General features: G+C 29.0%; 9 protein-coding genes. 4 read left to right on the top strand and 5 right to left on the bottom strand.

Annotated elements, in window-relative coordinates; translation table 11 throughout:
* Positions 1–59 precede the first annotated feature (59 nt).
* Positions 60–764, top strand: a complete 705-nt coding sequence (gene lipB, locus Q0762_RS11465; RefSeq protein WP_298767038.1) for a lipoyl(octanoyl) transferase LipB — start codon at positions 60–62, stop codon at positions 762–764.
* 76 nt (positions 765–840) lie between these two features.
* On the opposite strand, the gene Q0762_RS11460 is transcribed toward lipB, so the two are convergent.
* Both Q0762_RS11460 and Q0762_RS11455 read right to left on the bottom strand, forming a co-directional pair.
* Positions 841–1893 (bottom strand): nucleoid-associated protein, encoded by a 1053-nt coding sequence (locus Q0762_RS11460; RefSeq protein ID WP_298767037.1) that lies wholly within the window; start codon positions 1891–1893, stop codon positions 841–843.
* Between the two features lie 250 nt (positions 1894–2143).
* On the bottom strand, positions 2144–2743 hold the full coding sequence (locus Q0762_RS11455) for a ribonuclease HII (protein WP_298767036.1): 600 nt from the start codon (positions 2741–2743) through the stop codon (positions 2144–2146).
* A gap of 135 nt (positions 2744–2878) precedes the next feature.
* Here Q0762_RS11455 and Q0762_RS11450 point away from each other — a divergent pair, with 135 nt between their 5' ends.
* Both Q0762_RS11450 and Q0762_RS11445 read left to right on the top strand, forming a co-directional pair.
* A complete protein-coding gene (locus Q0762_RS11450; protein WP_298767035.1) occupies positions 2879–4852 on the top strand; it encodes a putative porin in 1974 nt (657 codons plus the stop codon).
* Between the two features lie 341 nt (positions 4853–5193).
* On the top strand, positions 5194–5430 hold the full coding sequence (locus Q0762_RS11445; protein ID WP_298767034.1) for a hypothetical protein: 237 nt from the start codon (positions 5194–5196) through the stop codon (positions 5428–5430).
* Positions 5431–5538: 108 nt separating this feature from the next.
* Here Q0762_RS11445 and nhaC read toward each other — a convergent pair whose 3' ends face one another.
* The gene (gene nhaC, locus Q0762_RS11440; RefSeq protein WP_298767033.1) at positions 5539–7008 is read right to left on the bottom strand and encodes a Na+/H+ antiporter NhaC; all 1470 of its coding nucleotides are present in this window, start codon (positions 7006–7008) and stop codon (positions 5539–5541) included.
* 79 nt (positions 7009–7087) lie between these two features.
* On the opposite strand from nhaC, the gene Q0762_RS11435 reads away from it, so the two are divergent.
* A complete protein-coding gene (locus Q0762_RS11435) occupies positions 7088–8110 on the top strand; it encodes a metal-dependent hydrolase (protein WP_298767032.1) in 1023 nt (340 codons plus the stop codon).
* 96 nt (positions 8111–8206) lie between these two features.
* On the opposite strand, the gene Q0762_RS11430 is transcribed toward Q0762_RS11435, so the two are convergent.
* Both Q0762_RS11430 and Q0762_RS11425 read right to left on the bottom strand, forming a co-directional pair.
* The gene (locus tag Q0762_RS11430) at positions 8207–10177 is read right to left on the bottom strand and encodes a DUF3857 domain-containing protein (RefSeq protein WP_298767031.1); all 1971 of its coding nucleotides are present in this window, start codon (positions 10175–10177) and stop codon (positions 8207–8209) included.
* Positions 10177–12111, bottom strand: coding sequence for a DUF3857 domain-containing protein (locus tag Q0762_RS11425; protein WP_298767030.1), 1935 nt, complete (start codon positions 12109–12111; stop codon positions 10177–10179). The genes Q0762_RS11430 and Q0762_RS11425 overlap by 1 nt, the downstream gene beginning before the upstream one ends.
* Between the last annotated feature and the right edge of the window lie 34 nt (positions 12112–12145).

Genomic DNA, 12145 nt, shown 5'->3' with positions numbered 1-12145 from the left:
CAATTTAGAAATGAAAATATACCAAATATAAGTAATTATTTATCTTTGTAGTCGAAATTATGAATAGAAACATACTTGTAAAAGACCTAAAGGTTAAAGATTATAAAGAAACTTGGGATTACCAAAGCAATTTACTTCAAAAAATTGTTGATGTAAAAATTAGTAATCGAAGGAATAATGAAACCCAAGCCACAGAAAACCATTTCTTGTTTGTAGAACATCCGCATGTTTATACTTTAGGTAAAAGTGGCGATTTGTCTAATTTACTTTTAAATGAAAAGCAACTAGAAGAAAAAGGTGCTACTTTCTATAAAATTAATAGAGGTGGCGATATTACCTACCATGGTCCTGGACAAATTGTAGGTTACCCAATTTTAGATTTAGAAAACTTTTTTACAGACATACATAAGTATTTAAGATTATTAGAAGAAGCTATAATTTTAACTATTGCAGAATATGGTTTAAAAGGCGAAAGAAGCGACGGCGAAACTGGAGTTTGGCTAGACGTTGGTACGCCTTTTGCTAGAAAAATTTGTGCTATGGGCATACGCTCTTCGCGTTGGGTTACCATGCATGGTTTTGCCTTAAACGTAAATACCAATTTGGGTTATTTTGATCATATTATTCCTTGTGGTATTAGAGGAAAAGCTGTGGCTTCTATGGAAGCTGAATTGGGTAAAAAATTAGATTTAGAAGAAATTAAAAGTAAAATTTTAAAGCATTTTAAAACGCTTTTTGAAGTTGAGGAATTTCTTAAAGAATAGCCATTGACAGCTTTTGCTAAGCAATCTACACTTTAACTTAAAAAGATTATTTCACTAACTTTATAATGACAGGCAACTATTTTTCTTCGTTAAAATACACTTTATAATATTTCATCTTTTTTTCTTCATCATAACCTCTTTCTAAATATTCTGAAGCGGCTTCTGGTGCATCTACATCTAATTTTATATTAATGTTTGTGTCTAACTTAATTTCTGTTTTTAGCTTGCTTTTTTCTTTCTTTAAAACTACGCCAGAAACATCAAAATTATTTCTAATTAAGACATCGTTAAGGTTTTCGAAGTGCTTTTTATAATCGTCAAACAATTCTTTGTGTTTTTCTTCTGTAAAAACCTCATCTTTAAAATCGTGATAATCTACGGCCTCGTGTTCTTTAAAATAATCTACTGTGTTTGCTAAAAAATTACCTTGCTCTTGCATACCCATTTCTGGTTTAATTACTTCTTCAGAAAATTCTTTACACAATTCTAAATAACTTTGTGTGTGCGAATTGTAATCGTCTGCTAGTTTTACAGAAAGAAAATTGTTAATCCAATATTGGGCATCGTAATTATTGTTGTCTACAGAAAAAACTACAGTACCTTCTGTATCTGATGTATTTAAAATTAAACAGCCTTTGTCTATTTTTTTGGTTGAAATACCTTTTTGTACCACAACATCCCAACTTTCATTATCGTCTAAATACGTTTGAAAAAAATCTACTTTATTTTCTATTTTAAAGAAACCAACGGCTTCTGTTAGCACGTCTTTATATTCTATTCCTTCTATAAAAACCACTAAAACATCGCCTGTTTTTATTTGTGCAGAGTTAGATTGTTCGTACAAATGATTTACCATGTTTTTAGAAAATTCTACAAAAGTAGTTTCATCTTTAAAAATTTCTGTGGCGTAATTGTTCATTTCATTTAAACGTACATCTGCATGATGCGAAAAACGATAGCTTTGGGTTAAAGAACCAAAGGGTTTTAGTAAAAAAGACTTCATTAAATCGTAACTTTCTTGATCGAAACGAATTAAATCTTCTGAAAAAACATTGGTACCACTGTTAAATTTATTAGCAACTTTATGTAAGATACATTTTGTAATTTCTGCTCTTGTCTTTTTAATCATTATTCTAAATTTTGGTTTGTAAAAATAGTTGAAGTTTTTAAATTAAGCAGAAATAAATACTTTAGTTTTCTAAAAATTGGCAAACAAGTTTAGCCGGGATTGAAATGGCATCCTTTTTATGCTTGCCTAGATTGAATATTGCTTTTTAAACTACAATTTCTTTTACAAAAATAGTGGTTAAATAGATAAAGCCTAAATAAAAAGATATAATGGAAAGCGCGATTGGCTTCTAATAATTTTAAAAATGAAACTACAAATTTAATTTTGTTTGCTCGGGTAATAATTTAAAGGTTTTTCTGTGATAATCTGTTGCACCAAATTGCCTAATAGCGTTTCTATGTTCTTTGGTTGGGTAACCTTTATTTTTTGCCCAATTATACATAGGAAATTCTTTGTGAATTTTTGCCATATAGGCATCTCTATAGGTTTTTGCCAAAACAGAGGCGGCTGCAATACTTGTGTATTTAGCGTCTCCTTTTATTATGGTTTTATGCGGAATTTCTTTGTAATTCTTAAATTTATTACCGTCTACAATTATAAATTCTGGTGTAACTTTTAAAGCAGCTATAGCACGGTGCATGCCTGTAATTGAGGCTTGCAAAACGTTAATTTGATCTACTTCTTTTTGCCATACAAAAGAAACCCCAAAAGCTACTGCTTGTTGCTCTATAATTGGTTTTAATAAGGCTCTTTTTTTTTCTGAAATTTGTTTAGAATCGTTTAAAAAAGGATGCGAAAAATCTTTTGGTAAAATTACAGCTGCTGCCACAACAGGGCCAGATAAACAGCCTCTACCCGCTTCATCTGTGCCTGCTTCTAACAAAAATTTGCTATAATTAGTTTGTAACATAACGCAAAGAAAAGAAAATTTTTAAGATGCAATTTCTAGTTTCTAAAGAATTCTATGAAATTAACAGTTATCCTTATACTTAATCGCTTATATTTTCGTTTTATTATTTTACATTTGTGGTGGTATTTTTTAAACATGAATAACAAATTAATTTTCTTTTTATTTCTGCAAATCTTTATGGTGCAAGCTCTTTTTGCGCAAATAAATTCAGGAAATAAAAGAATAGAAAACACTGCTATTAGTGAAGATGGCACTATAATTTCTAGAGACCAAAATTCTAGCGAAATTAATGTAACACTCTCTGGTAAAACAAAATATACAGATTATAAAATATTTTCTCATAAGAGAGACACTACTTATGTAGACACTACTTTATCTATACAAAAAGAATATAAATTTAATTATTTACGTAAAGATTTGTTTGAATTTCTTGAGTTTCATAACCAAGGGCAGCAATTAAATAATTTAGGCTATAGTTTTAATAATGTGCAAAGGTTACCAGATATTGGCTTTACTGCAAAACAGGCCAGTTACTTTGAAATTGATGATATTAAGTATTTTGAAGTACCCACACCAACTTCTGAAATTTTATACAGAACTGGGCTTCAACAAGGGCAGGTTTTAGACGCTTTTTTTTCTGCTAATTTTTCTAGAAGATTAAATGTATCTATAGCTTATAAAGGCTTACGTTCTTTAGGTGCTTATAGAAGAGCATTGGTTAGTAATGGTAATTTTAGAAGTAGTTTTCATTACAGAACTAAAAACAACCAATACCAAGTTAGAGGGCATTTGACAACACAAGACTTTTTTCATCAAGAAAACGGAGGTTTACCAGAAGTATCTTTACAAAACTTTATAGCAGATGAAGAAGAATTTGAAAACAGAGCACGTTTAGATGTAAATTTAAACGATGCAGAAAGTATATTTGATTCGAGTCGTTTTTATTTAGAGCATAGTTTTAAACTAATTGCATCTAAAGATACTGTTAATAATAAAGATTTTAGCAATCTAAAAGTTGGGCATATTTATACTACAGAAACTAAAAATTACGATTTTACCCAAACCAGCATAACTACTAATATTTTTGGTGATGCCAGTTCTTCTAACCCAGCAAGTACCAAAGTTGAAACTAAAACTACAAACAACGAAGTAAATTTAGAGTTTAACTCTAAATATGTATTGGGTAAATTTAAAGCTAAAGCAAATCTTACAAGTTACACGCATGGTTATGACACTATTTTAAACAGCAATAGCCAAATAAATAAATTAAAAATTAATGGAAACGCCATTTCTTTTGGTGCAGATTGGAATGCCAAAATAAAAAACTTTAAATTAAATGCAGATGCAGGTATTACACCTGGTAATGGTAGACTTTCTGGCAATTACATAAAAGCAGAAGCTATTTTAGAAAAAGACAGTGTTTTTTCTTTAAAAGGAACCTTGCTATTAAACTCTAAATCGCCAAATTTTAATACAATTTTGCACCAAAGCATATATGATGATTACAATTGGCAAAATGAAAATTTTAGCAATGTAAACACTAGAGATTTGGGTTTTGATTTACAATCTAAATGGTTAAACGCTTCTTTAAATTTAACCAATATAGATAATTATACTTATTTTAATGAAAACAGCCAACCAGATCAATTTGAAGACCAAATTGTGTATTTAAAAGTAAAAGCTAATAAAGAATTTAAAGTTGGTAAATTTGCGCTAGACAATACATTAATGTACCAAAATGTTAGCAGTGGTAGTGCTGTATTTAGAGTGCCAGAATTTGTAACCAGAAATACACTTTACTATGCAGATTATTGGTTTAAAGGCAAGCCAATGCTAGTAAACATAGGCGTTACTTTTAAATACTTTACAGCTTATAATGCAAATGCTTACAACCCTTTATTGGCAGAATTTAGAATACAAAATGATGAAGAAATAGGGTTTCCTACTTTTGATGTTTTTTTTAATGCACAAGTGCGAAGAACTCGTTTATTTTTAAAAATAGATAATGCTACTTCTTCTCTTACAGGAAGAAATTATTTTTCTGCACCAAATTATCCGTATAGAGATTTTACAATTCGTTTTGGTTTGGTTTGGAATTGGTTTATTTAATTGTATGCGCTAAATTTCACCTGAAATACTTTTCAAAAAAAAATACTTTTAATTGCTTTTTTGAATTATGTATTTAACTGTAATTGTAATACTTCTGTTTATTTTTGTTTGGTTGATGAGTTTTTACCTTTTATCGATATGGAAATATTTTGAAAATTTTATTTTTATCAATATACTAATTGCCATTGCTTATTTTTTGATAATAATTTATGGAAAAACCTGGTTTGGGAATCATGATGAATATGGATTACACACAATATTTAGAATTATAGTAGCTGTCTTAATTCAAACTTGTTTTATTTTTATCTTCACTATATACAAATCAATACAACTTAAAAAAGATGAAAAATCTGCTTAAAAAAAATTGGATCTTATTTTTATTGGCTAGTTTAACTTTAGGTTTAGCGCCTTTTAATCCGCCACATATTTGGGGTAAAATACAATGGCTTTTAGGTGGAAATGCTTTTTCTGGAAATAATGCAATGCAAGCTAAAGATTGGTTTGATATGATCTTGCATGGAACTCCTTGGGTTTTACTTTTAATTTCAGGATTATTAAATCTTAAAAAAGATAAATAGAATCTTTAAAATGCTAAATTTTGATCTGATTACTCTCTAAAACTTTAGATTTTAATACAGGTATTGTAATTAATAAGTAAAGATTTAAAAATACTACTTTAAATTGTTTTATTTTTTAACCAACTGCTTAATTTTAATATTTAAAGCGGCAAATAATAAGGTAGTAAACGGACTTAAATAATTAAACATAGCATACACAAAATAATCTGCCACAGAAACTCCTAAAACGCTAGATTGGTATGCACCACAAGTATTCCAAGGAATTAGAACAGAGGTTACTGTACCAGAATCTTCTAAAGTTCTACTTAAGTTTTCTGGTGCCAAACCTTTATCTTCAAAAGCTTTTTTAAACATTTTACCAGGAATTACAATTGCCAAATATTGGTCTGATGCTATTGCATTTAAACCCAAACAGCTAATTACTGTGCTTGCAAACAAACCAAATACAGAACTTGCAACAGCTAATAAGCTTTTTGTAATTTTTGCTAAAGCGCCAATGGCATCCATTATTCCCCCAAAAACCATAGCACAAATAATTAAAAGTATGGTCCAAATCATACCATTCATGCCACCAGAAGAAAATAATTCAGATAGTTTTTCATTATCTGTTTCAATATTAGTGTCTGTAAGAATCGCATTTATTACTGCGTTAAAGTTAGAATCTGACAAGCCAGATAATACATCACTTTGAAAAATAATTGCAAAAACTGCTGCTAAAACTACACCTGTACCAAGCGCAATTAACGGTTTTGTTTTCATTAAAATCATGGCAATAACAATACCTGGTACTAAAAACAATAATGGAGAAATATGAAAAGTATTTTTAATAGTACCTAACAAATTACTAATATCTGCGCCACCTGTGGTTTCTATATTGCCACTAATTATTGCAAAAACTATTAATGTTACCACAATTGTTGGCACTGTTGTAATGCTCATGTATTTTATGTGCGTAAATAAATCTGTACCTGCCATTGCTGGTGCTAAATTTGTAGTATCTGATAATGGAGACATTTTATCGCCAAAATAAGCACCAGAAATTACAGCTCCAGCAATCATTCCTGGAGGAATTCCTAAGGCACTTCCTATACCCACCAAGGCAATACCTACAGTTGCAGAAGTGGTCCAAGAACTACCTGTTGCTATAGAAATAATAGCTGCAATTATAACAGATGCTGGTAAAAATATAGCTGGACTTAAAACTTGTAAACCATAATAAACCATGGCAGGAATTATACCTGAAACCAACCAAGTACCTGCAAGTGCGCCTACCAAAAATAAAATCATAATGGGTACAAAAACACTTTTCCAGTTTTCCCAAACTTCTTTTATCATTCTAGAAAAAGAAACTTTATTATAAAAACCAACAATTGCTGCCACAGCGCCTCCCATTAATAAAATATACTGATTTGTGTAAGCTCCAAACCATTCTTGATCTTCAACAAAAAATATATTAAATGCTAACAAACCCATTAAAATAATTACAGGAATTAAAGACTCTAATAAATTCAATTCAGAATTTTCTACTATTTTTTGATTTTCAATATTAAGATTAGAAAGATTATTATCGTTTGGCATTTGCTATATTTTTATTGCGTAATGTTACGATTTTAAGCAATTTTATGCAAATCAATTCTGTTAACTTACATTTGCAATTATGGATTCTTTAACTCAGATTGTTTTAGGTGCCGCTTGCGGTGAAATTGTGCTTGGTAAAAAAATTGGTAATAAGGCTTTGCTCTTTGGTGCAATAGGTGGTACAATACCAGATTTAGACGTATTTATCGGCAAACTTCTTTATAATAACCAAATACAAGCTATGGCTTTTCATAGAGGTTTTATGCATTCTATATTTTTTGCTGTCTTTGGTGCTTTTTTATTTGGATGGATTAGTTACCAGGCATATAATACAGGTAATAGAAAAGAAACTACCACTTTACAAAATTGGATTTGGCTTTTTTTTCTATCGATATTTACACACCCAATTTTAGACTGTTTTACACCATATGGCACGCAACTTTTTGCGCCTTTTTCTAATTACAGAGTAGCTTTTAATACTATTTCTGTTGTAGACCCATTATATACGCTTCCTTTTTTATGTTGCATTATTATTTTAATGTTTTACAAAAGAAATAGTTATAGAAGAAAATGGTGGTTAAAAGCCGGTATTTATTTGAGTAGTGCTTACCTTGTTTTTACAATTGCTAATAAATTTTATGTTAACGCAATCTTTAAGAAGTCTTTTAGTAACGCTAACATTAATTACCAACGTTTTACAGCACAACCTACCATTTTAAACAATTTACTTTGGTATGCAGTTGCAGAAAGTAAAAATAAGTACCACTTTGCATTTTACTCTTTGTTGGATAAAAATAAGTTTTCAAAAAAAATAATTACCGTAGAAAAAAACCACCATCTTTTAAATATTGATGATTTTAATATAAAAACTTTAATTTGGTTTAGCAATGGTTATTTTAACCTCTATAAAAAAGAAAAAATAGGAACCTACAAATATGTAGATCTAAGATATCCGCCTTTAAATCCTGATGATGTAAAAACCTCTGTTTTTAATTTTACATTGTATCATAAAAACAATAGCTGGGATATTTTACCATTCAATGGAAATTTACCTGAAAAAGAAGATTTTAAATTATTTTTAGAACGTATACAAGGTATTTAAACCTTTGTATTTGTAAAAAATAATTTAATTTCAGTTGTAATATTTTTAGAAAAAAAAATCCCAAAAAAGATATTTCTTTGGGATTTTATAAGTGATTTAAATTTTTACAAGCACTATTTTTTCAGATTCTTTTTTTATTCTTTGCGCATAAAAGTCTTTTAATGCAGGGTAATATCTAGAATTTATTAGGGCTTCATTAAATTCTATAATACAAGTTGTTTTTATTTGATTTCCTTGTTGTTTTACCAAAAACTTAAATACGCCCAAATTATCTGGCAAACCAATAGCCAAACTTTCAGGTAAAGATTCTACTTTATAACCTTCTGGCACTTCTATAGAAACCAAATGTTTATCTCTCCAAGGTGTGGTAAAATCTATGGGAAACTTACGTTCCTTTAATTTAAAAGGATTTTCGTGATGTGACAAAAACAATAATGGTTCCACATATAATTTTCCGTTAATACTTTCTACCAAATCTTCACTTAAAAATTTAATGCTTCTTGTAATGGGTTTGTTTAATTTCTTTTGATTAGCAATGCTAAAATTATCTATTTCTATATTAATATCCTCTTCAAACTTTTTAATTAAAGATTCTTCTTTAGCATAATTTGTTTTTTTTCTAAAGGCCAACGCATTATAATTGGCATATTTAGTTCTAAACAAACCTTCTACCATTAAATCGTTATTTATCTTAACCATGACCATATTATCTTCTGTGGCATGTTTTTTAGAGGTTAAACTTACCCAAGAAGATCCTCCTTTTTTAGAAATTTTTCTTCCATTCCAATTTAAGACTCTTCTAGGCAAATTATTTGGTGTACTAAAAGGCTCTGTTGCATCTAACAAAACATAGCTATTATCTGGAAATTCTACCATTGCAATTACATAATCAAAACCATCTATAGTAGGAAAAATAGGTATTCCATTTCCTTTAGAACTTACTAAAACAGGACTTGCTATTAAACCAGCATAATTTAGCATAGAAGTAAGCATTAAGTTAATATCTGCAACATTACCTGTTTGTTCTTTATAGGCTTTTTTTACGCCTTTTTCTGTAGAGAAACCGTAAAAACCATTCCACTTTACTTTGTTTTTTACATAAGCTAATATTACTGCAACCTTTTCTGAATTTGATTTTACGTTAACCAGTAATTTATTAATATCTTCTTTATAGTAATTTTGTTTTTTTAATTCGCCCCCAAAACTAGAAGCGTTATAAATTTGTTGGGTTACATCTCCCCAAGAGTTAGAAAATGATTTTAGAGTGCCTCCCAAACTAATAATATTTGTTTGTGTTAGCTCAAAAGACATACCACCTCTATAGGTTCTAATACTACCAATATAAGGCTCGTTATTTCTTAATGCAGGAATGTTTTCATCATTAAATTTATAAACATTATTGCTGAATGTTTGATCTCCATTTAACGTTTGATTCTTAAAAGACATTTGCATTTTTACAGCATAATACCCCGTGTTTTTCTGTTTGAAAATAAAAAATTCTGGAATAGCTATACTTGTTTCAAATTTTTTAACAGGTATGCCATATTGAAATTGTACATCTGCAACGTAACCAGGTCTGGCTGAAATTATTTTATATTTTAAATCTATTACTGATCCTTCTTTTACAGAAGGCATTGCTATTTTTTTTACTACTCTATATTTATTTTTTCTTTCTTTAAAAATACTATTACTAGATAATTTTTCTTTTACAATTTTGCCATTTTCTAAGTTAAATGTGTAGCCTTTTATGTTTTTAACACTATCAGACGATCCTCCTGAACCAGATTCTGGATCGTAACAGGAAACTATTTTAGTTGCTAAATGAAACGCATCTTTATTATAAATTTTAATCCTTTCATGGTATTCTGTAATAATTTGCCAACCATCATCAGTTAATTGATAATACGTATTTCTATTTTTATATAGATAAGCTGCATCTGCAATAGAATCTAATGGATAAATTTCTTCTTTTAGTTCTGCTTTAGATACTTTACCAAATTTATAGTTCTGTTGTGCTAAAGCCTTAAATGAGCTAACAAGAAGTACAAGTATAATTAGTTTTTTCATTATTTATTATTTATTTGGGGTTTGTTTATTGCAATTCTTAAATTATCTAACTTTGCTATACCTCTTCTAAAACTTCTGTAAGTATTGTAGTCTTCTTTAGGGTAAACACCTTCTTTAATCAGTATATTTTTTTTGTATGTAAAAGTATTATCATCAATCTTTATAAAGTTAACTTTATAACTACCAAATTTAGTTTTTAACTCTTTTTGTGGTGGTAAAACATCTAAAACATATCCTTTTGGTAACTTTATTTCAAATTCATCTACATCTTTATACCCTTTTTTAATGTGTAAGGGTAATTTTCTATTTCTATATCTTTTAGGTATGTAATTTTCTTTATTAAAAACATTCACTCTAAAAAGAAATTCATCTTTGTTAACCGTTGCATAATTTTTAACAGCCACTTCTAATTCTTCTGTAAAAACTACATTTTCTTTATCGTTTTGTAAATTTACATCAGTAATTTCTAAATTATTATTATAATCCCAAACGTTAGATTTGTAATTCTTTATGAGTTCTTTTTTGGTTTTATTCTCTAAATAAAACTTATCATCATATTGCAAACCTTTAGAAATTCTTTTTAAAGAAGCCTTTACATCTCCGTTTTCTAAAAGCTGAATTTTAGCTGTTGAGTTCTGTAAATTGATTTCATCTTTATAAGCAGGTGTTTTTTTAATAATTCCTCCTTCTGGAGTAATAACCAAAACGTTTCTATCATGCGTAAAACTTCCTAAAAAACCAAAAGGAGTTGTTTGACTAGTACATTCTAACCAAATGTCGTCTCCGTTTTTATTAGGTAAATTTAAAATGATATGATTTCCTTGAATAGAGGAAAAATCCTTATCAATATCTCTTTTTTCATTTGCATAAACAACCGTATAATATGAAGTAACATTTACAGCATTTAATAATGCCTTTGTATAATTAGTTAAACCTTTACAATCTCCATAACCAACAGCATCTACTTTATTTGCTGCTATGGGTTCCCAACCACCAATGCCAACTTGCACGCCAATATAACGCGTTTTATTTTGCATATATTCATATACAATTTTAGCTCTTTTAATAGGATCACTTTCGTCTTTTACCAATGCTTTTACCTTTGCAATTGTGGCTTCATCTAACTGATCTCTGCCCATTAAAAGTTTATTGTACATCCACAGCCCAAAGTCTTTCCAATTTGTATAATTGCCTGTAACCCCTTTTAATTGAAAATTATCTAAAGCTACAATTGCTTTTGGCAATAAATCTCTATAAGCAATTGTGTTTCTCTCATAAACATACGCCTTTTGTTTTTCTAACTGATAGCTAATTTTAGTAGCTGTTTCTTCTTTTTGAATGTTAAAACCTTTAAAGTTTGTATTTTTTATGCGCCAAGGAATGGCTTTAGGATTATGCAATGTATAACTACTTTTTTCTACTGAAATATAATACCCATTTACAGGGTACCACCAAGGAATAAAACCAGTTGTAGAGGTTTTGTATTCTGAAGTAAACACCAACGTATATGGATAAGAAATTGGTGTATATTCTACATATTTTACTCTAGCATCTGAATACAATGTACCACCATCTACAGCGCTAACATCTAAAAAGTCTCTCTCTTTATATTTTTTAATTTCTTTACCAAAACTATCATAGATATAAGCAGATAACTCAGTTATTTTCGTATCATTATCATAACTTTCTCCAATTTTAGCATCTACATTACCTAATTTATTTAAAACAGTAATTACCTTCCTTTTACGAACTACCATTTTATCTAAATCTTCTATAGTTATTTCTATAGAATTGTCTCTAACAACAGCATTTGTATCTTCTTTTAATTCCTGTGGAATATTAAAAACATTATAATTTAAGTTTTGACTTTGTTGTTTTGAAACAAAAAACAACAAAAAAAAGAAAGGGAGAGTGAGGGATAAACTTTTTTTCATATGAACGAAAATATAAAAAACTATGTTCATATAT

It is taken from the genome of uncultured Polaribacter sp., from assembly GCF_947495205.1.
GTDB lineage: Bacteria > Bacteroidota > Bacteroidia > Flavobacteriales > Flavobacteriaceae > Polaribacter.
The sequence above is the reverse complement of the archived record's forward strand: the minus strand, read 5'-3'. Positions and strand labels throughout refer to the sequence as shown.

What these genes read in the sequence shown, in the direction of transcription:
- lipB (WP_298767038.1), top strand. Translation starts at nt 60, where the DNA reads ATGAATAGAAACATACTTGTAAAAGACCTAAAGGTTAAAGATTATAAA.
- Q0762_RS11460 (WP_298767037.1), bottom strand. Translation starts at nt 1,893, where the DNA reads ATGATTAAAAAGACAAGAGCAGAAATTACAAAATGTATCTTACATAAA.
- Q0762_RS11455 (WP_298767036.1), bottom strand. Translation starts at nt 2,743, where the DNA reads ATGTTACAAACTAATTATAGCAAATTTTTGTTAGAAGCAGGCACAGAT.
- Q0762_RS11450 (WP_298767035.1), top strand. Translation starts at nt 2,879, where the DNA reads ATGAATAACAAATTAATTTTCTTTTTATTTCTGCAAATCTTTATGGTG.
- Q0762_RS11445 (WP_298767034.1), top strand. Translation starts at nt 5,194, where the DNA reads ATGAAAAATCTGCTTAAAAAAAATTGGATCTTATTTTTATTGGCTAGT.
- nhaC (WP_298767033.1), bottom strand. Translation starts at nt 7,008, where the DNA reads ATGCCAAACGATAATAATCTTTCTAATCTTAATATTGAAAATCAAAAA.
- Q0762_RS11435 (WP_298767032.1), top strand. Translation starts at nt 7,088, where the DNA reads ATGGATTCTTTAACTCAGATTGTTTTAGGTGCCGCTTGCGGTGAAATT.
- Q0762_RS11430 (WP_298767031.1), bottom strand. Translation starts at nt 10,177, where the DNA reads ATGAAAAAACTAATTATACTTGTACTTCTTGTTAGCTCATTTAAGGCT.
- Q0762_RS11425 (WP_298767030.1), bottom strand. Translation starts at nt 12,111, where the DNA reads ATGAAAAAAAGTTTATCCCTCACTCTCCCTTTCTTTTTTTTGTTGTTT.